A 20,309-nucleotide genomic window follows, 5' to 3' on the forward strand; every position below is an offset into this window, starting at 1 on the left:
GGGCCATCGCTCCCCGATCGTCTATCAGCGGCACACCGTCGGCCGACCCCTGCTCACTCCCCCCTCCAGTACGGCCCCTCGCCACCAGCGGATCACCGGAGCCGAAAAAATCTTGCCCCGCCCATCGAACCGGATCCCGCAAAAACTCGTGTACGGCCTTCGAGCGAGCGTTTTCTGTGGTTTAAGTGACCTATGAGGCATCTGGGAGCTTTCGGGTGGCGCCGGACCGGGCTGCTCGTCGGCGTACCGCTGATGGTGGTGACGCTGCTGCTCACCGCCCTGATGCTGACCAGGACCCCGGCCACGCGGGTCGCCGCCCCCGGTCCGACCGGGTCGCAGGGTGGCCTGCAGATCGCCCCCGGCGACGACGGACCCGAGGCCGGACAGGTGCCGGTCGCCGCACCCGCCCCCACCCACCTGCCGGTGGTCGACTACGGCCCGGCACCAACAGGGTTTCCCCCCGATCCGAACACCATGGACGTCACCCCGCTCACCGAGGGGCTGCGTCCCGCCCGCCGGATCGCCGCCTACGACGCTCCCGGCGGACTGCCGATCGCCTTCCTCGACCCCACCATCAACGGCGTCGACCTGACCGTCCCGATCGCCCAGCGCCGCACCGGCTGGGTGGCCGTCCTGCTCCCCTCGGCCAACCGTCGGCTCGCCTGGGTGCCCTCCGGCGGGTGGACGGCCACCCCACTACGCAACCAGATCGTGATCGAGCGCCGCCCCCACCGGCTGACCTGGCTCCGCGACGGCGAACCCCGACGCACCTGGCCGGTCAGCCTCGGCCGCCCCGGCCAGGAGACCCCGCTGGGCCGAAGCTTCGTCCTCGGCCGGAGCACCCCCGGCGAGAGCGTGTACGCCGGGGTCGACGTCCTCGCCCTCGGCTCCGTCCCCGACGACCCCGACGCCGTCCCGGCCGGACTCCGCGGTGCCCACATCGGCATCCACACCTGGCACCACGACGGTGAACTGGGACGACAGACCACCAACGGCTGCATCCGGCTCACCGCCAGCGGCCAGCGCCTCCTGCTCGCCGAGGTCCCCCCGGGCAGCCCGGTGGTCGTGGTCGACGAACTCCCCACCCCACCGCCGTCGGTCTGACCGAACCCACCTATCGGGTGACGACGAATCGGACCGGCTCACCGAGCACGACCGCTGCCCGGTCCAGATCCGCCAACCGTATGGCCATGGTCGCTCCACGCCGGAGTCCGGGTGGTCAGGTCACAGGGTACGGCCCTGGGGAGGTTGTCCCGGGGCGTGCGGCCGAGCAGAGCTGCCGCCCCTCGGGCCGTACGGGGCGGGCACCTCGTTCCTCTGTGCGGGAACGAGGTACCTGGCGGCCTCGGCAGCAGGGCGGGGCGCGAGCAGTTCCGCGAGGGCGGCCTCCCGGCCGTTCTCCTTGATGTGATCGATGATCTGCTGCTGGAAGTTCCGCTTCGCCTCGGTGAGCCTTGCCTTGACCGCCTCAGGGGCCTGACCGGTCGCCGCTGCGTGGCTCGAACTGCGCAAGTTGTCGAATTCCTGTTGCGCAGCTTCGACGGGGTACTCGGTTCGTCCGTCCAGGAAGGACGGCCCGCCGATCGTACGACCCGGCGCAAGCACGCCGACGTCGGCCCGCCTCTCGACCGGAATGACGCTCCGTGGCGACTCCCAACCGGCAGGCAACCCCGACTCCCGTTGAACCGCAGGCCAGGGTCGGTGCGTACCAGTCAGGGACCAGACCCGACGCTCACGAGGAGTAACAGTGCGCCTCCCTGACGTACCCGGATCCGCCCACCGCGCCCCACTGCCCCGGCAGAGCGGCCGGCCCGCCCACGACCACGACCCACGCTTCGGCGCCCCCGGACAGGCACACCGGCCCGCCGAGACACGGGAAGGCGGCTTCCCCGGACCGCAGGTCGCCGGGGCGGCCCGGCTCACGCTCCAGACCGACGTCGACCCGTACCGGCAGGGGTTCCGGGTGCCGGACTCGGCCGCGACCAACGGGACGACAGTCACCCCCATCGTCGACTCACCTGCGTACAACATGGGTCAGGCCCAGACACCGGGCGGCGGTCTGCACCGCAACCCCTGGAACGACGTTCCGACGACATCCGGGCGGGAGCCCGACACACCTGCCCCTCCGATGCCGACGGAGTCCGGACCCTCGGCCCGGGAGTCGGGCAGGTACACGTCGGGGATCAGTGACCTGGCCTCGCCGTCCACCGCGACCGCTGCGGCGGCCGTCATCCCCCGCAACCACCGGTTCCCCGCCCCCGCCAGGAACAAGCACCAACCTTCCCAGCCGAGCAGGTTCAGCCTCCGGGGACTGTTCCGTTCCTCCTCGTCCTCCGACAGGCCCGCCAAGCGCTGACGGCGTCCCGGCACAGGCGCGGGCCGGTCAGCTCGACGGCGACCCGGCACGCGGCGCACCTCCGTCGATCCCGGTGCGGGATTCGTCCACACTGGTGGCTAGGGTGTGCCGCGTGTCCATCTACTCCCTTCCCCCCGAGGACGTGCTGCGAGCCCGGGAGAAGCTGGTCCTCGACCACTTCGAGGACGAGGTCCGTCAGGACTGGGACAAGGTCCTGTCGACCTTCCCGCACCCGCACTACGAGTTGATCGCCTCGATGAAGGTCCACGACGGGGACGGGGCGGTACGCGACTACTACCAGGAGACCCGGGCCGCCTTTCCCGACCAGCACCACGAGATCATCGCGATCCGGCACAGCCACGACGCGGTGATCGTCGAGTTCTGGTTGATCGGCACCCACCTCGGTCCGCTCGGCACCATCCCGGCCACCGGTGGACGGCACCGTACCCGGATGACCGCGTACTTCGTCTTCGACGACCAGGAGAACCTGGTCGTCGAGCGGGTCTACTTCGACCAGCTCAGCATCCTCAAGCAGGTGGTCGCCGGGCTCGACCGTCGCAAGCCCCGGGACCTGCTCAAGCTCCTGCGGGTCGTACGGGGGATGCTCGCCATGGCCGGCGGTCGGCCGGACCCCCGGTTGCAGGCCACCGAACCCCCTCAGGTCGGGTAGCCCCGGCCCGACCGGACGGGGCGGTAGGTGAAACCGACGAAAGATGTCGGAGGGTGACGTTAGCGTTCCTCAGTGAGATGGTCACCTCGACGAAGGAGCCCGCGATGGCGTCCCAGCTGAACCCTTACCTGACGTTCGACGGCAATGCCCGGGAGGCGATGGAGTTCTACCGGTCGGTGTTCGGCGGCGAACTGTCGATCACCACGTTCAGCGAGTTCGGAACGACCGAACCCGGCCTCGCCGACAAGGTGATGCACGGGTCGCTCGCCACCGACCGGGGATACACCCTGATGGCCTCCGACACCGCCCCCGGCATGGCGCACCGTCCCGGTGACACGATCACGTGCATGCTCAGCGGCGACCCCGGCGAGGGGCTGGAGGAGGCGTGGGAGAAGCTCTCCGCCGGGGCCACCGTCACCATGCCGTTGGAGAAGCAGATGTGGGGCGATCTCTACGGCGCCTGCGTCGACAGGTTCGGCATCCCGTGGATGGTCAACATCTCCCAGCCGCAGAGCTGATCCCGGAGAGCGGTAGGTCACCGGCGGAATGATCGCAGCCGTCCGGGGTACGAGACGGGGATGAGGGTGAGCTTTCGGCTGGGGCGGGTGGTGGGCGTACCGGTCGGGGTGAACTGGAGTGTCCTGGTCATCTTCGCGCTGATCGCCTGGGCGCTGTCGGCCAGCCAGTTCCCCCGGTCCTATCCGGGGCATCCGGGCTGGCTGTACGTGCTGGCCGGGTTGACCGCCGCCGTGGTCTTCTTCCTCGGACTCCTCGCCCACGAGGTGTCCCACGCAATGGTCGCCAAACGCAACGGCATCGAGGTCGAGGGGATCACCCTGTGGCTCTTCGGCGGGGTGGCGGAGCTCAAGGGCGAGGCGAAGGACCCCGGTGCCGAGCTGCGGATCGCCGGGGTCGGGCCGCTGGTCAGTCTGCTCCTCGGGGTCCTCTTCGGGGTGGTCGCGCTGGCGGTGGCGATGGCCGGCGGGGGCGGACTGCTACTCGGGGTGTTGTCCTGGCTGGCCGGGATCAACGTGCTGCTCGCGGTCTTCAACATCCTGCCGGCCGCGCCGCTGGACGGCGGTCGGGTGTTGCGGGCCGCGGTCTGGAAGGCCACCGGGGACCGGACGAGGGCGTCGGTGGTGGCGGCCCGGGCCGGCTGGATCCTCGGGGTCCTGCTGATCGGGCTGGGGATCTTCCAGTTCCTGGTCGGCACCGGCATCGGCGGGCTCTGGTTGGCGCTGATCGGCTGGTTCCTGATCGGCGCGGCCGGGATGGAGGAACGTCAGGCCCGGATGGGCAGCGCCCTGCGGGGTGTCCGGGTCGGCGACGTGATGACCACGCAGCCCCAGACCGCCTCGGGGGACATCACCGTGGCGGACTTCGTCGACCACTACCTCTTCGCGTACCGGCACACGGCGCTGCCGCTGACCGAGAACGGTGAGCCGGTCGGGTTGGTCACGTTGGACCGGGTCCGCGGGATCCCGGCCGACCAGCGGGCCACGACCCGGCTGTCCGAGGTGGCGTGCCGCGCCGGGGACCTGGTGCTGGCCGCCCCCGAGGAGGAGCTGACCGACCTGCTCCCCCGGTTGAGCACCTGCGCCGACGGGCGGGCCCTCGTGGTCACCGGGGGGCAACTGGTCGGCATCGTCTCGCCCAGTGACATCAGCCGGGCCGTCCAGCGCGGCACCCTCCGTGACCAGCTCTCCCCCTCCCGGTGACCGTTGCGGCCAGACCTGGTCCGGTGCACCCGTCGGCCGCTCCGGCTCGGCGGCCCGACCGGGTTCAGCGGGGCAGGTAGCGGTCCAGGTCGGGGGTGTCGAAGACCCCGCCCGGGTCCAGGCGGGCGCGCAGGGCGAGGAAGTCGTGCCATCGGGGGTACGCGGTGGCGAGCGTCGCCGGGTCGACGGTGAACACCTTCCCCCAGTGCGGTCGGGGGGCGAACAGGGCAAGCCGCTGTTCCACCTCGGCCACCACAGGTGTCACCGCAGCCGGGTCGGCGATCCAGGTGAAGTGCAGGGCCACCGTGTCCCGGCCGTACTGGGGGCTCAGCCAGAGTCGGTCGGCGGCGATGGTGCGTACCTCGCAGATCTGGACCACGGCGGCGATCCGGTCGGCGATCGGGTCGAGGGCGTGCAACGCGTCCGCCACAGCCCGGCGGGGCAGGTGCAGCTCCGACTGCAACTCCTCACCGTTGCTCGGGTTGAAGCCGAGCCGGAAGTGCGGCAGCCGCTCGTGCCAGGGTCCCGGCGCGCCGAACTGGACGGTGCAGCTCTGCGGCGGCATCCCGGGGACCGGGTGCTGCGGAGTCCGGGCGGCCGTCGTCCCGAGCCAGTCCGGCGGTGGGGGCGGGTCGGCCGCGAGCTGCTTGCGCCACACCTGTCCGAGACGCGGCGTCCGCCAGTCGGTGAACACACTGACGCTGTACGCCGAGCCGAGGGCCTCGTCGAGCGCCTCCCGGGGCAGGTCGAGGTGGACGTACTGGCGCACCTCGAAGGTCTGCACGACGTCGAGGGTGACCTCGGTGACCACCCCGAGGGCACCGAGGGAGACGACCATCCCGGCGAAGTCGGGGGTGGTGTCCCGGTCGACGTGCAGGAGGTCACCGTCGGCGGTGACGATCGTCAACCCGGACACGGCGGTGGCCAGGTTGCCGTTGCCCGTCCCGGAGCCGTGCGTACCGGTGGCGATGGAACCGGCCACCGAGATGTGCGGGAGGGAGGCGAGGTTGGGCAGCGCGTACCCGTGGGTGTGCAGTCGGGTCGCCACGTCCCCGTAGCGCAGTCCGGCGGCGACGGTGACCGTTCCCCGCTCCCTGTCGAGACGGAATGTCGACGGCAGCCCGGTCAGGGTGACCAGGTCACCTTCGGTGTCGCCCAGGGTGTTGAAGGAGTGTCCGCTGCCGACGGCGCGCAGCCGGGTGCTGTCGGCGACCAGCCGCCGCAGCTCGTCGAGGGTGGTCGGCCGGTGGAACCGGCGGGCGCGGTATCTGACGTTGCCGGCCCAGTTGTGCCGGGGCGGGTCGCCCGTACCACTGAACGTCGTCAACACTCCGGCGACGATACGCCCGCCCCGCTCCCCCGGCCAGGCCCGTCGGCGATTGTCGACGGCTCCGGCGGGGAATGGTACGGCCATGAGCAGCTACCGCGATCCCACGCTCCGGGGCGACGTCTACCCGTCCGAGGAGGAGATCGACCCCACCGGCATCGACGGACCCACCGACCCGGTCGGGCCGACCCCCTCGACCGACACGACCGGGTGGACCGACCCGACCGGCACCGCGCCGGCTCCGGTACCCGGGCCGACCCCGGCTCCCGTACCCGGGCCGGTGCCGTCGCCGTCGCCGAATCCGGGTCCGCCGCCGCGTACCGAGGCCGGGCAGGCGATCGTCACCCACCACCTGGACGGCACCGTGCAGGTGATCACCGTAAGGGGGTGAGAGGGGTTCCCCGCCCCACCGTGGGCGTCGACGAGGGGCTTCCTCACCCCAGGTGGGGGAGGACGTCGGTGGCGACGAGGTCGAGGTGGTCGAGGTCGGCCAGGTCGAGGATCTGGAGGTAGACGCGCTGGGTGCCGACTGCGGCGTACTCGCCGAGCCGGTCGACGACCTCGGCGGGGGTGCCGGCCAGCCCGTTGGCGCGCAGTTCGTCGGGTTCCCGGCCGATGGCGGCGGCCCGGCGGGCGATCTCCTCCTCGTTACGTCCGCAGCAGAGCACCAGGGCGTTGGACCAGGTCAGCTCGGCGGGGTCGCGGCCGATCTGGGCGCAGGCGTCGCGGACCCGCCCGAACTGGGCGACGGTGTCGGTGACGGAGACGAACGGCAGGTTGAACTCGTCGGCGTACCGGGCGGCGAGCCGGGGTGTCCGTTTCGGTCCCATCCCGCCGAGCAGGATCGGCGGGCGGGGTCGCTGCACCGGCTTGGGCAGTGCCGGTGAGTCGCTGATCGGGTAGTACCGGCCCGGGTGGTCGAAGGTCTCGCCGGGTGGGGTGGCCCAGAGGCCGGTGATCACCGCGAGCTGTTCCTCCAGCCGGTCGAAGCGTTCTCCGAGGGAGGGGAACGGGATCCCGTAGGCGGTGTGTTCCTCGGCGAACCAGCCGGTGCCGATGCCCAGTTCCACCCGTCCTCCGCTCATGGCGTCGACCTGGGCGACGGTGATGGCCAGGGGGCCGGGGAGCCGGAAGGTGGCGGCGGTCATCAGCGTGCCGAGGCGGATCCGGTCGGTGTCGCGGGCCAGCCCGGCCAGGGTGGTCCACGCGTCGGTCGGGCCGGGGTCGCCGCTCACCGAGCCCATCTTCAGGTAGTGGTCGGAGCGGAAGAACGCGCCGTAGCCGGTTTCCTCCGCGCGGCGGGCCACCGCGAGCAGCTGCTCGTAGTCGGCTCCCTGCTGTGGTTCGGTGAAGATCCGCAGTTCCATGGTGCCGAGCATAGGGAGCCGACGGGCGCCGCGCCGGGATCCGCAACTCTTGCACCTGCTTGCAGCGGCCCGGCAACGAGTGCCGTCAGGTGACCAACGTGGAAATCAGTGGTTCACAATCACCCGCATCACTGTTACGGTCTCGGCAACCCGAAACTTCTTGCGTAACTTGCAGGAAGCTTGCCGCCCCCTGTCCCCGCGGCACCTCTCCCCCGTCCCCCCAGGAGCGTCGATGAGACTTTCCCGACCGAAGGTCGCCCTCCCCGCGGCCGCCCTGGCCGCCACGATGGTGGCCGCCACCCTGACAGCGCTCACCGCCGGTCCCCCGGCCGTGGCACAGACCGCCGCCGTCCAGGCCAACGGCGACTCGATCGTCCACCTCTTCCAGTGGCGGTGGAGTTCGGTGGCGCAGGAGTGCGAGAACAACCTCGGCCCGAACGGGTGGGGCGGGGTGCAGGTCTCCCCACCCCAGGAGCACGTGGTGCTGCCGAACGCGGAGGGTGCCACCTACCCGTGGTGGCAGGACTACCAGCCGGTGTCGTACCGGATCGACCAGACCCGCCGTGGCACCCGCGCCGAGTTCGTCGACATGGTCCAGCGGTGCCGGGCAGAGGGCGTCAAGATCTACGTCGACATGGTGCTCAACCACATGAGCGGTACCGGTTCGGCGGGCAGCGGACCGGGCAGCGCGGGCACCGTCTACAGCAAGTACGAGTACCCGAACCTGTTCGACGACGGCTCCGGTGACAGCTACCGGTACGCCGACTTCGGCCCCTGCTACCGGACCATCAGCAACTGGAACAACAAGACCGAGGTCCAGGACTGCGAACTGCTCGCCCTGGCCGACCTGAACACCGCCGACCCCGAGGTACGCCGCAAGGTCGCCAAGTACATGAACTCGGTGATCAACCTGGGGGTGGCCGGGTTCCGGGTGGACGCCGCCAAGCACGTCCAGGAGTCGCACCTCGCCGACATCATCAGCCGGCTGGCCGACGTGCCGGGCTTCGGCGGCAAGCCGGACCTGTTCCACGAGGTGTACGGCGACGCCACCATCCCGTACACCGCGTACGCGCCGTACGGGGCGGTGACCAACTTCGACTACCAACGGTCGGTCGCCTCGGCCTTCCGGGACGGCAACATCGCCCAGTTCGCCAACATGCCGAACTACGGCGGGCTCACCTCCAGCCAGGCGATCGTGTTCGTCGACAACCACGACACCCAGCGGGAGAGCCCCACCCTCACCTACAAGAACGGCGCCCGCTACTACCTGGCCGACTCGTTCATGATGGCCCACCCGTACGGGCGTCCGCAGCTGATGTCCAGCTACGCGTTCGGGTCGGTGCACGGCCAGGGGCCGCCCAGCAGCGGCAACGGCACCACCAACGCCACCAACTGCAACGGCTCGGAGTGGATCTGCGAGCACCGCAACGAGCAGGTCGCCGGGATGCCGGGCTTCCGTAACGCGGTCGCCGGCACCGGCATCACCAACCAGGTCACCGACGGCAACGGTCGGCTCGCCTTCGCCCGGGGCAACCGGGGGTACGCGGCCTTCAACGCCACCGGCAGCGCCTGGAGCCGGTCCTTCACCACCAACCTGCCCAACGGCACCTACTGCAACGTCGCCCGGGGCACCTTCGACACCGGCACGAAGGCCTGCACCGGCGGCACCGTCTCCGTCAACGGCGGCACCTTCACCACGAGCATCCCGGCCGACCGTGGGGTGGCGTTGCACGTGAACGCCCGTACCGACGGCACGACCCCGCCGCCCACCGTGTCCCCCACCCCCACGCCGACCACCCCGGTGGGTGCCACCCGGTTCTCGGTCACCGCGCAGACCACCTGGGGGCAGGAGGTCTACGTGGTCGGGTCGATCCCCCAGCTGGGCAACTGGAACCCGTCCGCCGGGGTCAAGCTGAGCACCGACTCGTCCACCTATCCGACCTGGACCGGATCGGTGAACGTCCCCGCCGGGACGTCCTTCCAGTGGAAGCTCGTGAAGATCGGCAACGGGCAGACCGTCTGGGAGTCCGGCGCGAACCGCACCTCCACCGCCGGTGGCACAGTCACCGGCACCTGGCGCTGACCCGGGCGCACCACCACCGTCGGGCCCGTTCCCCCACCCGGGGAACGGGCCCGACCCCTTCTCCCTACACGTACGGTGGGGCCAGGTACGCCGCGCGCAGTGCGGCCAGCCCGGCCCCCTTCGGGTTCAGGGTGCCCCACCCCGAGTTGAAGTAGTTCGTCCGGACGATCCTCGGCCCCCGCTCCGCGTTGAGCGCGGCGACCGCCGCCGGCACCTGGGCGATCCACCCGGCCTGGTCGGGCAGTTCGGCCGCCCGGACACCCCACTCCGCGACCACCACCGGCCGGGACAGTGCCACCGGGCCGAGATCGGCCACCGCCCAGTCCTTGGTACGCCGGAACCGCCCCAGCGGGGTGTGACCCGGGTCGGTGCCGTAGACGTTCCACTGGAGCAGGTCCAGTCGACTCATCAGCGACTCGGGGTGCAGCCGCTGGAACGCGGCCCGGTTCCACCCGCCCACCCCCACCGAGAAGGTGGTGCCCTCGGGGAGTCGCCGGGCCCGGAACCAGTCGACGACGTAGCGCACCGCACTCACCGCACGGGTGTCCGCCTGGGCCCAGGTGTACGCGGTTCCGGCCTCGGTCGTACCGAACTCGTGGTCGGTGTCCAACTCGGAGGCGACCTGGATGTTCACCCCGAAACCCATCGTCCGGTACTGCGACAGGGCCCGCGCCAGGAGACCGTCGCACTGGCCGGCGAGCACCTGGCCGTATCCGTACGCCCGGGGCCAGGTGGTGCCCGGCCGCTGCTGGATCGTCATGTCGGGCGCGGGCACCGTGTACCTGACCCCGTCCACGGTGAAGCTCTGCGGCCCGGCGTCGGGGGCACCGTAGTGCTTGAGTTCCAACACCATCGTGACCTCGACGCCCTGCCGGCCGAGGGTCACCAGCCACTGCCGCTGCCAGCCGGGGAAGGTGTACCCGTCGGCGAGACTGCGGTACTGGGTGAGGGATCGGAAGTTCCCCCCGGCGATGTCAGCCGTGGGGTCGGCACCACCGGAGAGGTAGTACCCGCCCAGCACCGGCGCGAGGACCGTGTAGTCGACGTACGCGGAGGCGGTGGCACCGGCGGCGTCGCGGACCGCGACGGTGACCCGGGGCATCAGGCCACCGCCTGGTACCGGGCGGTCGACCCGTCGTCGGACAGCGACGTCCAGGCGCGTGCCGAGTCGTCGGTGACTGTCACCGTGAGCTGGTCGAAGGTGGTCTTGACGCGGACCGGGGCGCTGCTGTTGCCGTCGGCGTCGGTCACCACGACGGTGACCGTGACGGGCCGGGAGTCGGCGTCGGCGTAGCCGACGGTCAGCACCATCGGCTCGCCGGTGACGAAGGTGGACTTGTTCAACCTGGCGGTGACGGTAGGAGTGGCCATCCCCGCCTCCCTTCTTCCAGCCGGTCCCCCGTGCGGGGGACCGGCGGCTGGCCTGGGGAGTCCGGGCCCGCCCGGGTAGGGGTGGAAACCCGGTTCTACCTGGTAGAACGACCACGGAGGCGGGGGGTCCCGGTCCACCATCGGACCCCGAAGGTGTCACCTGCCCGGTTGCGTCCCCCACCGGTCCACCTCGGCGGTGGGGGACGACGTGCCGGCTGTCAGATCCCGGCCGGCACGCCGCCCGCGTGGCGGCGGCCCCGCAGCAGTTGCGAGCCGCTACTGATCAGGGTGGCACCGGAGGCCATACCGACGAGCACCAGCACCGCGCCGACCGCCCAGAGACCCGAATCGTCGGTGGCGGCGGCATTCTGCGACCAGGCGATGGTGAACGCCGCCGTCATGACCGGCACCACCAGCCAGGGGCTGAGCACCCACCCGGCGGCGGCGGCGACCACGGCCAGGCTGATCACGCATCCGACGACCTGCCAGGGCGCGTACGGCCCGGTCATGTCACCGGTCGCCGGGTCGACCCGGTAGCCGTTGTCCCAACCCAGCCATGCCCACCAGACCCCGGCGGTCACCAGGGCGAGCAGCGGGGCACCGACGAGACTGCGATTAGCGATCATTCTGTCCACGCCCTGAATCCTTGCGCCGGAATCCGGCCCGTGGATGCGTACGGGTACTCAACCGTCCGGCCCGCCGGTACTCAGACCGGCCGGTGGCCCCGCCCCCACCCGGTGCGGGCGGGCCGGTCGCCTGGTTCCCCCTTCGGGGCGGGCCACCGACTGTCCGAAGCACGACTCACCGTCGTGGTCGCCGCGCTCTGGCGCCGACGACGGTCCGCTCGTAGGGTGTGCGGGTTCGTCCGACGCCCGCGCCCGGGAGGGTTGAGAACGCTGACATCGCCGCCCGCCGCGACCGTCGGCCCGACACGTCCCGAATGTCGGCATGACGCTCGCCCGTGACCTGGCCGGACTGCCCACCGATCGGGTGGTGCAGATCGGCGGGGTACGGACCGGTCCCCTCGCCACCGAAGCCACCCACCGCCTCACCGAGGTCGCCCCGGTCGTCCTCGACTCGGTCGTCCACCGGGCCGACACGGCGATCGGTGTCGTCCGGGCCGCCCTGGACCGGCTCGAACGGATCGCGACAGAACTGCTGCCCGGGTGGCTGCCCGAGGCGGCAGCCGCTGGTCCCCGTGTCGGGCCGGTCGAGCTGGTGGCCGCCCGCGCCGCCGCCCGTACCCTGGCCCGGGGCAGCGCCCACTCGGGGCCGTTCCTCGCGGAGTTGGTGACGGTGGCGCTGACCGGCCGACGGGAGTCGGCCCGCACCTTCCCCCTGGAGACCCGGTGTCTGGGGCTGAGCCGGGTGGTCACCGAGGGCTTCGGTCGGCGGCGACTCGTCCTGCTGATCGAGTGCCCGGCCGGGCTCGACGCGGTGGCCCAGCAGGCGGTGGTCGCCGGGGCGGAGTGGTTGGCCCACCACGGCCGGGTAGGGGTGTGGTTGACCGGTGAACCGCTGGACCAGGCGGATCGCCCCGACCCGGTCCTGCTGTCCGAGCCGCCGACGACCGCCACCCCGCCGGATCCGGTCGGCCGACCGCACCCGGCCAGCGCCGCCGAGGCCACCCTGGAGGCGGCCCTGGCGGTGCAGGGGTGGGCCGGGGGACGACGGTGGAACCAGACGTACCAGCCGCGTCCGCTCGACCCGCCGATCCGGTTGGACCTGATCTGGCCGGACGAGCGCTGCGTCGTCGAGATCGACGGCCCGGAGCACTGCCACCCGTCCCGGTTCGAGGCCGACCGGCAACGGGACGTCCGGTTGCAGTTGGACGGGTACGCCGTACTGCGCTTCACCAATGCACGGATCAACCACGACGTCGGCTCGGTGGTGCACCAGATCGGCACCTTCCTGCGAGCCCGACGACGTGACCCCAGTGGAAGGAACCCCTGATGTCCGGCGATGACCTCACCCCGAGCGAGAGCGCGATCCTGATCGCCCTGATGGCGGTCGCTCGGGAGATCTCCACCACCGAGCTCCGCGACACCTACCGCGTCGACATCCGCAAGGGACATCGGGACAAGCTCAACCGGCTCAGGTACGTCGAGAGCCGCAAGCAGGCCCGGACCCACCTGCACCAGCTCGCCGACGGGGGCTGGGCCCGGGTGGAGCGCGACCTCGACTTCGACGCCCGGGGTGCCAGGGCGCTCGGCGGTGCGTTGACCCTCCTCCTGACCCACCTGCGGGACCGGGTCGCGCCGAGGGACGACTACCGGTCGTTCAGCGAGATGTTCGCCCACTCCGACCTGCGGGTCCCGGCGACGGCATCACCGGACCGACGACAGGAGCTGCGGACGCGGCTGCGAGGGGCCTACTCGGCGTTGGCCGCCTCCGCCGGGGACTGGGTCAGTCTGACCCGGATCCGACCGTTCTTCGGTGACGTGGAGACCGCCGTCCTGGACGAGGCGCTTCGGCAGCTCGAACGGGAGTCGGACGTGACCATCGTCCCCGAGTCGAACCAGAAGATGCTCACTCCGGACGACGTCGCCGCCGCCGTACGGATCGGGGGGCAGGACAAGCACCTCGTGGCGATCGGGGTGTGATGGACACAGCGGAACAGGCCGCCCTGGCGGCGATCAGGTTCAACTGGGCGCCGGTGCCCGACGACGTGTGGCGGCCCTCCCCCTTCCACGTCGACGGCCTGCACCCGACGGTGGCCCGCGACGTCCTCGACGGGCTGGCAGACGCCCGGGACAGCGTCGACGCGAGCCCGATCGGCCTGGTGGTGCAGGGTCAGCGCGGCTCGGGCAAGACCCACCTGCTGGGCTGGACCCGGCAACGGGTCCAGGAGGAGGGCGGGTACTTCTTCCTGGTCGGGCTCCTCGACGCCGGTGGTTTCTGGAACAGCGTGCTGACCTCGCTGCTCGACGGGTTGTCCCGTCCGGTGGCCGGCGGTGGCACCCAACTCGGGCTCCTGCTGCGTCGGCTCGCCTCGCAGGTCGGGGTGGCGCGTACGGTCCGCCGGGCGGTGATGGGTGAGACCGACCTGACCCGTCCGGTGCTCGACGCCTTCGTCAAGGGGTTGGCCGCCCACGACCCGCACGTCGCCGGGGTGTGTCAGGACACCGCCCGAGCGCTCGTCCTGCGGGTCTCCGAAGACGTGGCCCACCAGGACATCGCCGACGGCTACTTCCTGTCCGGGGCGGAGGAGTCGCCCGGGGAACGCGGGCAGTGGGGCATGCGGCGGGGACCCCGGTCCGCGCAGGAGATCGTCCGGGACGTGTCCTGGCTGCTGGCCCTGACCGGACCGTCCGTCGTCGCCGTCGACCAGATCGACACGATGATCGCGCAGTCGGCCGTCGTCGCGGACATCCGGCACGGGCGGGTGGACGTGCGGGACGACCCGGAACAGGCTGCGGTGCTGGCCCGGATCGCCGACGGTCTGATGAGTCTGCGGCAGATCACCCGACGGACCCTCACCGTGATCGCCTGCCTGCCGACCTCCTGGACGATCATCAGCAGCCGGACGGTGGACACCGTCGACGACCGGTTTCGCAAGCCGCCACCGCTCACCACCCTCGACGACGTCGACCTGAGCCGGGCCATCGTCGAGAAGCGGTTCCGGTTGCACTTCGAGGCGATCGGGTTCACCCCGCCGTACCCGTCGTGGCCGGTGTCGCCCGGCGCCTTCGAGCAGGCCGGCGGGATGACACCCCGACAGCTGCTCAAGGACATCGACAGGCACGTCCGGGAGTGCCTGGCCACCGGGGAGGTCCGGGAGCTGTCCACGCTGGCGGGGACGAGCGCCGTCGTACCGGTGACGAACCCGGGGCCCGGAGCGGGTGACGGCGGCGTCCGGCCCGAGGGTCTGTCCCCCGCCGAGGTGGCGCGCTTCGACGCCCGGTACGCCCAGCTGCGGGCCGACGCACCGGTCGACGGTCTGCTGGGCCGCGACACCGAGGACCGCACCGTCCCGGCACTTCTCGCTGCCGGCCTGACCTCCTGGGTGGTGGGGCACGGAGAGCAGGCCGGTACCTTCACCGTCGACCCTCCGCCCAGCGCCGACCCGCCGCTGCACGCCCGGCTCCGGCTCACCCTCGACGAGGCCACCGAGGACCAGGTGCACTGGTGTTTCCGGGCGGTCGGGGACGACCATCACGCCATCGCCGCGCTCGCCCGGATCCGCAAGGCCTCCACCGCCGCCGGTCTGGACGCGCGGATGCCCAAACGCCGACTGTTCCTGCTCCGCAACGGCGACTGGTCCACCGGGGCGAAGACCCGGCAGGCGATAGGGGCCTTCACCGAGGCCGGCGGGGTCACCCTGACTGTGGACGAGGACGACCTGCGGTCCCTGTGGGCCCTGCGGGTGCTGTCGGAGGAGTCGCCGGGCGACGCACCGGGGTGGTTGGCGCTGCGCCGACCGGCCGGGGAGATCGGGTTCCTCCGTCGGGCCCTCGCCACCATCGGCGACTGGCTGCCACCGCAACCGCCGGTCCCCGAACCGGCGGGAGCGTCGCCGGGACCGGTCCCCGAGCCGACGAGTGGTGCGTCGGATCCGGTCCCCGACCCGGCACCGGACGACCGGCCCCGGGACACCGGGGCGACGTTCACCATCGGGTACGACCACGGTGGCGGCGGCGCTGTCGCCCTGCCGTTGGAGGCGTTACGGAAGCACACCACGATCTTCGCCGGGTCGGGGTCGGGCAAGACGGTGCTGATCCGCCGGGTCATCGAGGAGTGTGCGCTGCAGGGGGTCTCGGCCATCGTCCTGGACCCGAACAACGACCTGGCCCGGCTCGGTGACCCGTGGCCGCAACCGCCACAGCACTGGCGGGCGGGGGACGCGGACCGGGCCCGGGAGTACCTCGCCCGCACCGAGGTCGTCGTCTGGACCCCCCGGCGTTCCGCCGGTCGTCCGCTGAGCTTCCAACCGCTGCCGGACTTCCGCGCGGTGGCCGACGACCCGGACGAGTTCAACGAGGCGGTGGAGGCGGCGGTGGCGGCGCTGGCACCCCGGGCACAGCTCACCGGCCGGACCAGCCGGGCCCACCTCGGCCTGGCGGTGCTCCGCAAGGCCGTCGAGCACTACGGCCGACGGGGTGGAAGCCGGGTCCAGGGACTCGTCGACACCCTCGCCGACCTGCCCGACGGGCTGGTGGACATCGAGGGGGCCGACCGGATCGGGGCGACGCTGGCCCAGTCGCTGGCGGCGGCGATGGTCAACGACCCGCTCTTCGGCGGGGAGGGGGCACCTGTCGATCCGGGGCTGCTGCTCACCCCGGAGCCGGGGAGGTCGGCCCGGATCTCCGTGGTCAACCTGGTCGGTCTGCCGTCGGACGAGGCCCGGCAGGGCTTCGTCAACCAGTTGCAGCTGGCCCTGTTCGCCTGGATCAGACGGCACCCGGCGAAGGACCGTCCGCTGCTCGGGTTGCTGGTGATGGACGAGGCGCAGACCTTCGCCCCCTCCGGGGCGATGACCGCCTGCACCCACAGCACCCTGGCCCTGGCGGCCCAGGCCCGCAAGTACGGCCTCGGTCTCATCTTCGCCACCCAGTCACCGAAGAGCCTGCACAACCGGATCCCCGGCAACGCGGCCACGCAGCTCTACGGGCGGCTGAACAGTCCGGTCCAGGTCGAGACGGCCCGCGAGATGGCCAAGGCCAAGGGTGGGGACGTGCCCGACATCTCCCGACTCGGCACCGGGGAGTTCTACCTCGCCGCCGAGGGGGGCGCCCCGGTGAAGATCCGTACTCCGTTGTCGCTGAGTCACCATCCGGCCAGTCCGATGACGGTGGAGGAGGTGCTCGACCGGGCCCGCCGGTGAGCGTGGCCGGGTCACGTTTCGGTACCCGCGTCGAGCAGCGGTGGCGTGCTTGCGCTAGACAGGTACCCGAACGTGTTGACCTTGGATGGAGGGCGGGAGGACATGGGGCGATCCCTCCTGGTCTGGCTGGTCGGCGGCGTACTGCTGCTCGGTGCCGGCTTCGTCACCGCCCTGCTGCCCAGGTGGTGGGGGCGGGCGCAGGACCGCAACGTCGCCTGGTCGACGGCGCGGACGGCGATCGACAGCGCCGCCGTCAGCCGGGACGCCGTACCCTCGTCGATCGCCGAGGCGGAGCGGTTGCTGGCCCGCGCCGAGCACCTGGCCGCCGGTCGCGGCGGGGTCAGGGCGGCCCGGACCGCGACCGGCCACGCCCGTCGGGCGGACGAGTTGTGGCAGGCCGCGCACCGTGAGGGCACCGGTGGGACGGCCCGCCGTACCGGTGACGTCAGGCCTGCCGAAGGGACCACGGCATGACCGCCCCTCGCCTCCCCCGCCGGGTGGACCACCTGCGGTGGGTGTTCCTCGGCCTCGCCGTCGTGGTCCTGGTGGTGTTCCTCCTCGCCCAGCAGCAGAGCATCGAGGTCAGCTACGGCCAGTCGCCGTCCGCGTCGGGACGGGTCGCCGAGGGCTCGGCCGACGAACTCAGCGACGCCACCCTGCCCTCGGTCGAGGAGATGACCGCCCAGGTCGCCGCCGATCCGGTGGTCCGGCTCCCCGGAGCGGTCGCCCGCTGGAACGAAGACCGGGTCCGGGCGGCGATCGGGGACACCGACACCCGGATCCTGGTCGCCCCACCCGGCCTGACCGAGGAGCAGCGCAAGCAGGTACGCGAGGTGGAGGACGTCACCATCCGGATCATCGGCACCGAGGTCAGCGGTGGCCTGTACGGGGTGACCGCCGACCGGATCGCCGGCTGGCGGGCCCAGTTCGCCACCCACGACGTGACCGACCTCCTGGTCACCCTGATCACCACCCTGAACAAGGATCCGCGTCCGGAGGACCGTGACGAACTGGTGTGGCGCGAGCCGACCGGGGCGGAGCTGGACGCCGTCGTGGCGGACCTGCGTGCCGACCGGCCGCACGTGGCGGAGGGTGCCACCCTGACCCGGATCCCCACCGACGCCGCCCGCAACGCCTTCCCCGACGGTGCCCGGTACGCGGCGTTCCCCGCCCAGCCGTACGGCGAGCCGCTGCCGGCGTACGGTGCGGCGTTGACCGAGGTCTTCCCCGGTGACCCGATCGTGGTGATGTACGGCAACTGGATCGAGTACCACGGTCCGGATGCCGAGGAGTTCGCCGAGCTGGCCGGGGCGAGCTTCTACGCCCAACTCGGCAGCCGACTCAGCCGGTACGACTATCCGCAGGTCAACGTGCTCGGGGCGTACCTCGATCAGGTCACCGACATCCGGTACGCGGGGTTGTTCGAGCGTCCCCTGCCGTACCAGCCGTTCGACCCGCTGCGGGTGGCGCTGCCGGCGCTGCCGTGGGTCTTCGCCGTGTGCGTGGCGGCCTTCATGCTCCTGTCCGTCCGGTCGTTGCGCCGTTCGGCGGGTGGCCTGCTGGCCCGCCCCGGTGACCCGCAGCGCGGCGGGGTCAGGGCCCGGCTGGCCGGGCTGACCGCCCTCGCCGTGGAGGTCTCCCTGCTCACCGACGCCCGCAGCAACCCGGCGCTGACCCGGGGTGTGGTCAGGCTCCAGGCCGCCCGGGACGCCCTCGACGAGGGACTGCCGGACCGCCACGTCAGCGGGCTGCTCGACGAGGCGACGTCGGAGTTGGACGACACCGCCCGCACCGTCGGCATCACGAGCTACCAACCCGACCTCTACCTGCGGGGGAGGCTGTCGTGACCGGCACCAGACAGTCGTCCACCCGTCCGGCGGTCCTGCGCTGGCTCGGTGACCTGGTCGGCACCCCGTTCGGGCTGGCGGTCCTGGCCTGCCTGGTCCTGGCCGGGTGGGCGCTGTGGTCGGCAGGTGTCACCGACGGGGCGGTCGCCCGCACGGTGCGGACCTCCGCCGTCTACGCCGCCCCCGGCATCGACGTGGACGCCACCGCCGCCGAACGGATCATCGGCAACCGGCGGTTGGTCGTCATCATGATGGAGCCCGGGGCCGACCTGCGGGAGACCTGCCGGGACGTACGCCAGGCCGCCAAGGGGACCCTGGTCCTGGTGATGAGCCCGGACGACGACGACTGGGACACCTACGGCTGCGCCCGCTTCTCCACGGGCGACGACTCGAAGGACTTCGGTCGGGCGATGGTGGCCGAGACGACGATCGGCCGGGGTGCCGACGGGTTCGTCGACCGGCCCCTGGAGGCGCTGAAGGTGATCGTCGTCAACTACGACCGGCTGGTCCGGGCGAGCATCGTTCCGGACGGCGCACGGACGATCAGCCCGTCCCTGCCCCGGTACCTGCTCGCCGGAGCCGCCCTGCTCGGTGTGGTGGGCGGGGCGACGGGGCTCTACCTCGGGGGCCGTCGCGCGGGTCGGCTGGCGGCGGTGCGCCGGGCCGACCGCGACGAGCGGACCGACGGCCGCAGCGCGCTCAGCGCCGCCGCGGCCGGCCTCGCCCAGCAGATCATCGACCTCGACCGGGAGTACGCCAGGATCCACCGCAAGGCGACCCGCTCCGGCCGGGAGCACCAGTTCGTCGACGGGTACCGGGAACTGACGACGAAGTACGCCGACCTCCTCGACGACCTCGCCACCGACACCGGGGACGAGGCGTCGGTGCGCCTGCTCCAGAGCCGGATCGGCGACCTCGTCCGCCGAGCCGACCGGGTGGCCGACCGGGTGTCGGGACCCTCCGCCGGCTCCGGTCGGGGCGGTCGTTCGACGGCTACCTGACCAGCCCCGGGCGCCCGGTGTCCACTGTCAGCCTGCCCGGCCGTCGGTGCCCGGTCGGGCGGTCCGGCTTCCCCCCGCCCGGCAGGGGACGGGTGGTGAATGCGGGCAACCGACGGTTCGCCTCCGCCGCCGTGTTCGTCGTCGTGACACGCCGTACGCCCGCCGAGACCTCCTCGTCCAGTGCCAACCCGGCCGCCCGGCGTTCCTTTACGGCGTCCGACACAAGGAATTCGGCGGTCGCCTCCGGCCAGTCCAGGCGCTCGGCGAAATCCTCCCACTCCGTCGGGGGCCGACCCAGTGCGGCCAGGTGGTCCTCCCGCTCGAACATCTGGTTCCTGCCCCACTTGTTCAGGTAGTGCAGGTCCACATACCGCTCCCGACCGTCGCCGTCTCGCTCCACGCGTGGGCCGATGGCGTGGCCCCGGTTGACGAACGCCTCGACGTGCCGGCCGTCCGGACCGGTCCCGGCCGGTTCCTGGTAACACAGCACCGGACCGGTCAGTGGGCCGTGTCCCACCGCGTCGTCTCTGATCCCCGTCCGGAACCGCTCGACCGCCTCGGCCTCGATCAGTGCGGAGAGCGCTTCCCGGATTCGTGGTTCCCGGACGAGTTCCCGCTTCTGGGTCGCGGTCAGGGCGTCGATGTCGGCGGCGTGCTGCGGGCTCCGGGACCTGAGCAGCTCGACGGTGAAGTAGGAATCGACGTCGGTCACCGGTGTCACGCTCCGTCGCGCCGGGGCAGGGCC

Annotated in this window: 20 protein-coding genes; 13 read left to right on the forward strand and 7 right to left on the reverse strand. The window is 71.9% G+C overall.

All coding sequences use genetic code 11. The features are described 5' to 3' along the window. Nucleotides 1–192: 192 nt before the first annotated feature. Nucleotides 193–1,104, forward strand: coding sequence for a L,D-transpeptidase (locus WHN02_RS25585; protein ID WP_434741196.1), 912 nt, complete (start codon nucleotides 193–195; stop codon nucleotides 1,102–1,104). Between the two features lie 120 nt (nucleotides 1,105–1,224). Here WHN02_RS25585 and WHN02_RS25590 read toward each other — a convergent pair whose 3' ends face one another. After that, nucleotides 1,225–1,512 (reverse strand): hypothetical protein, encoded by a 288-nt coding sequence (locus tag WHN02_RS25590; protein WP_434741197.1) that lies wholly within the window; start codon nucleotides 1,510–1,512, stop codon nucleotides 1,225–1,227. A 235-nt stretch (nucleotides 1,513–1,747) separates the two neighbouring features. On the opposite strand from WHN02_RS25590, the gene WHN02_RS25595 reads away from it, so the two are divergent. The 4 genes from WHN02_RS25595 to WHN02_RS25610 all read left to right on the forward strand — a co-directional run bounded on the left by WHN02_RS25595 (nucleotide 1,748) and on the right by WHN02_RS25610 (nucleotide 4,744). Then, complete coding sequence (locus WHN02_RS25595; protein ID WP_434741198.1) at nucleotides 1,748–2,356, forward strand: hypothetical protein; 609 nt, start codon at nucleotides 1,748–1,750, stop codon at nucleotides 2,354–2,356. Between the two features lie 112 nt (nucleotides 2,357–2,468). Next, nucleotides 2,469–3,026, forward strand: a complete 558-nt coding sequence (locus WHN02_RS25600; protein ID WP_434741199.1) for an ester cyclase — start codon at nucleotides 2,469–2,471, stop codon at nucleotides 3,024–3,026. A 104-nt stretch (nucleotides 3,027–3,130) separates the two neighbouring features. Further along, on the forward strand, nucleotides 3,131–3,544 hold the full coding sequence (locus WHN02_RS25605; RefSeq protein ID WP_434741200.1) for a VOC family protein: 414 nt from the start codon (nucleotides 3,131–3,133) through the stop codon (nucleotides 3,542–3,544). Between the two features lie 60 nt (nucleotides 3,545–3,604). Beyond that, entirely contained in the window at nucleotides 3,605–4,744 is a 1,140-nt protein-coding gene (locus tag WHN02_RS25610; protein WP_434741201.1) for a site-2 protease family protein, read from the forward strand. 64 nt (nucleotides 4,745–4,808) lie between these two features. Here the strand turns inward: WHN02_RS25610 and WHN02_RS25615 are convergent, their stop codons facing one another. Beyond that, nucleotides 4,809–6,158, reverse strand: a complete 1,350-nt coding sequence (locus WHN02_RS25615) for a D-arabinono-1,4-lactone oxidase (protein ID WP_434741202.1) — start codon at nucleotides 6,156–6,158, stop codon at nucleotides 4,809–4,811. Between WHN02_RS25615 and WHN02_RS25620 the strand changes: the two genes are divergently transcribed. Next, complete coding sequence (locus WHN02_RS25620) at nucleotides 6,157–6,462, forward strand: hypothetical protein (RefSeq protein WP_434741203.1); 306 nt, start codon at nucleotides 6,157–6,159, stop codon at nucleotides 6,460–6,462. The genes WHN02_RS25615 and WHN02_RS25620 overlap by 2 nt on opposite strands. Before the next feature lie 43 nt (nucleotides 6,463–6,505). On the opposite strand, the gene WHN02_RS25625 is transcribed toward WHN02_RS25620, so the two are convergent. After that, the gene (locus WHN02_RS25625) at nucleotides 6,506–7,438 is read right to left on the reverse strand and encodes an LLM class F420-dependent oxidoreductase (protein WP_434741204.1); all 933 of its coding nucleotides are present in this window, start codon (nucleotides 7,436–7,438) and stop codon (nucleotides 6,506–6,508) included. Nucleotides 7,439–7,670: 232 nt separating this feature from the next. Here WHN02_RS25625 and WHN02_RS25630 point away from each other — a divergent pair, with 232 nt between their 5' ends. After that, nucleotides 7,671–9,521, forward strand: coding sequence for a carbohydrate-binding module family 20 domain-containing protein (locus tag WHN02_RS25630; RefSeq protein WP_434741205.1), 1,851 nt, complete (start codon nucleotides 7,671–7,673; stop codon nucleotides 9,519–9,521). Nucleotides 9,522–9,585: 64 nt separating this feature from the next. Here WHN02_RS25630 and WHN02_RS25635 read toward each other — a convergent pair whose 3' ends face one another. The 3 genes from WHN02_RS25635 to WHN02_RS25645 form a co-directional block, all read right to left on the reverse strand. Further along, entirely contained in the window at nucleotides 9,586–10,623 is a 1,038-nt protein-coding gene (locus tag WHN02_RS25635) for a hypothetical protein (protein ID WP_434741206.1), read from the reverse strand. Next, nucleotides 10,623–10,892: a hypothetical protein gene (locus tag WHN02_RS25640; RefSeq protein ID WP_434741207.1), complete on the reverse strand. Its 270-nt coding sequence runs from the start codon at nucleotides 10,890–10,892 to the stop codon at nucleotides 10,623–10,625. The genes WHN02_RS25635 and WHN02_RS25640 overlap by 1 nt, the downstream gene beginning before the upstream one ends. Before the next feature lie 218 nt (nucleotides 10,893–11,110). After that, on the reverse strand, nucleotides 11,111–11,518 hold the full coding sequence (locus WHN02_RS25645) for a hypothetical protein (protein WP_434741208.1): 408 nt from the start codon (nucleotides 11,516–11,518) through the stop codon (nucleotides 11,111–11,113). Nucleotides 11,519–11,840: 322 nt separating this feature from the next. Between WHN02_RS25645 and WHN02_RS25650 the strand changes: the two genes are divergently transcribed. The 6 genes from WHN02_RS25650 (at nucleotide 11,841) to WHN02_RS25675 (ending at nucleotide 19,564) form a co-directional block, all read left to right on the forward strand. Then, the gene (locus tag WHN02_RS25650; RefSeq protein WP_434741209.1) at nucleotides 11,841–12,845 is read left to right on the forward strand and encodes an endonuclease domain-containing protein; all 1,005 of its coding nucleotides are present in this window, start codon (nucleotides 11,841–11,843) and stop codon (nucleotides 12,843–12,845) included. Beyond that, nucleotides 12,845–13,495 (forward strand): hypothetical protein, encoded by a 651-nt coding sequence (locus tag WHN02_RS25655; RefSeq protein WP_434741210.1) that lies wholly within the window; start codon nucleotides 12,845–12,847, stop codon nucleotides 13,493–13,495. The genes WHN02_RS25650 and WHN02_RS25655 overlap by 1 nt, the downstream gene beginning before the upstream one ends. Then, a complete protein-coding gene (locus WHN02_RS25660; protein WP_434741211.1) occupies nucleotides 13,495–16,716 on the forward strand; it encodes an ATP-binding protein in 3,222 nt (1,073 codons plus the stop codon). Before WHN02_RS25655 ends, WHN02_RS25660 begins: the two co-directional genes overlap by 1 nt. Nucleotides 16,717–16,818: 102 nt before the next feature. Next, nucleotides 16,819–17,190: a DUF6403 family protein gene (locus tag WHN02_RS25665; RefSeq protein WP_434741212.1), complete on the forward strand. Its 372-nt coding sequence runs from the start codon at nucleotides 16,819–16,821 to the stop codon at nucleotides 17,188–17,190. Further along, nucleotides 17,187–18,563: a hypothetical protein gene (locus WHN02_RS25670; RefSeq protein WP_434741213.1), complete on the forward strand. Its 1,377-nt coding sequence runs from the start codon at nucleotides 17,187–17,189 to the stop codon at nucleotides 18,561–18,563. Before WHN02_RS25665 ends, WHN02_RS25670 begins: the two co-directional genes overlap by 4 nt. Then, nucleotides 18,560–19,564: a hypothetical protein gene (locus tag WHN02_RS25675; RefSeq protein WP_434741214.1), complete on the forward strand. Its 1,005-nt coding sequence runs from the start codon at nucleotides 18,560–18,562 to the stop codon at nucleotides 19,562–19,564. The genes WHN02_RS25670 and WHN02_RS25675 overlap by 4 nt, the downstream gene beginning before the upstream one ends. On the opposite strand, the gene WHN02_RS25680 is transcribed toward WHN02_RS25675, so the two are convergent. Continuing rightward, the gene (locus tag WHN02_RS25680; RefSeq protein ID WP_434741215.1) at nucleotides 19,557–20,276 is read right to left on the reverse strand and encodes a hypothetical protein; all 720 of its coding nucleotides are present in this window, start codon (nucleotides 20,274–20,276) and stop codon (nucleotides 19,557–19,559) included. The two genes, WHN02_RS25675 and WHN02_RS25680, sit on opposite strands and share 8 nt — an antisense overlap. Between the last annotated feature and the right edge of the window lie 33 nt (nucleotides 20,277–20,309).

It is taken from the genome of Micromonospora sp. SH-82, assembly GCF_051132485.1.
Taxonomy (GTDB): Bacteria; Actinomycetota; Actinomycetes; order Mycobacteriales; family Micromonosporaceae; genus Micromonospora.

Coding starts and splice junctions, on each gene's coding strand:
- WHN02_RS25585 (WP_434741196.1), top strand. CDS start 193: ATGAGGCATCTGGGAGCTTTCGGGTGGCGCCGGACCGGGCTGCTCGTC.
- WHN02_RS25605 (WP_434741200.1), top strand. CDS start 3,131: ATGGCGTCCCAGCTGAACCCTTACCTGACGTTCGACGGCAATGCCCGG.
- WHN02_RS25610 (WP_434741201.1), top strand. CDS start 3,605: ATGAGGGTGAGCTTTCGGCTGGGGCGGGTGGTGGGCGTACCGGTCGGG.
- WHN02_RS25620 (WP_434741203.1), top strand. CDS start 6,157: ATGAGCAGCTACCGCGATCCCACGCTCCGGGGCGACGTCTACCCGTCC.
- WHN02_RS25615 (WP_434741202.1), bottom strand. CDS start 6,158: ATGGCCGTACCATTCCCCGCCGGAGCCGTCGACAATCGCCGACGGGCC.
- WHN02_RS25625 (WP_434741204.1), bottom strand. CDS start 7,438: ATGGAACTGCGGATCTTCACCGAACCACAGCAGGGAGCCGACTACGAG.
- WHN02_RS25630 (WP_434741205.1), top strand. CDS start 7,671: ATGAGACTTTCCCGACCGAAGGTCGCCCTCCCCGCGGCCGCCCTGGCC.
- WHN02_RS25635 (WP_434741206.1), bottom strand. CDS start 10,623: ATGCCCCGGGTCACCGTCGCGGTCCGCGACGCCGCCGGTGCCACCGCC.
- WHN02_RS25640 (WP_434741207.1), bottom strand. CDS start 10,892: ATGGCCACTCCTACCGTCACCGCCAGGTTGAACAAGTCCACCTTCGTC.
- WHN02_RS25645 (WP_434741208.1), bottom strand. CDS start 11,518: ATGATCGCTAATCGCAGTCTCGTCGGTGCCCCGCTGCTCGCCCTGGTG.
- WHN02_RS25650 (WP_434741209.1), top strand. CDS start 11,841: ATGACGCTCGCCCGTGACCTGGCCGGACTGCCCACCGATCGGGTGGTG.
- WHN02_RS25655 (WP_434741210.1), top strand. CDS start 12,845: ATGTCCGGCGATGACCTCACCCCGAGCGAGAGCGCGATCCTGATCGCC.
- WHN02_RS25660 (WP_434741211.1), top strand. CDS start 13,495: ATGGACACAGCGGAACAGGCCGCCCTGGCGGCGATCAGGTTCAACTGG.
- WHN02_RS25665 (WP_434741212.1), top strand. CDS start 16,819: ATGGGGCGATCCCTCCTGGTCTGGCTGGTCGGCGGCGTACTGCTGCTC.
- WHN02_RS25670 (WP_434741213.1), top strand. CDS start 17,187: ATGACCGCCCCTCGCCTCCCCCGCCGGGTGGACCACCTGCGGTGGGTG.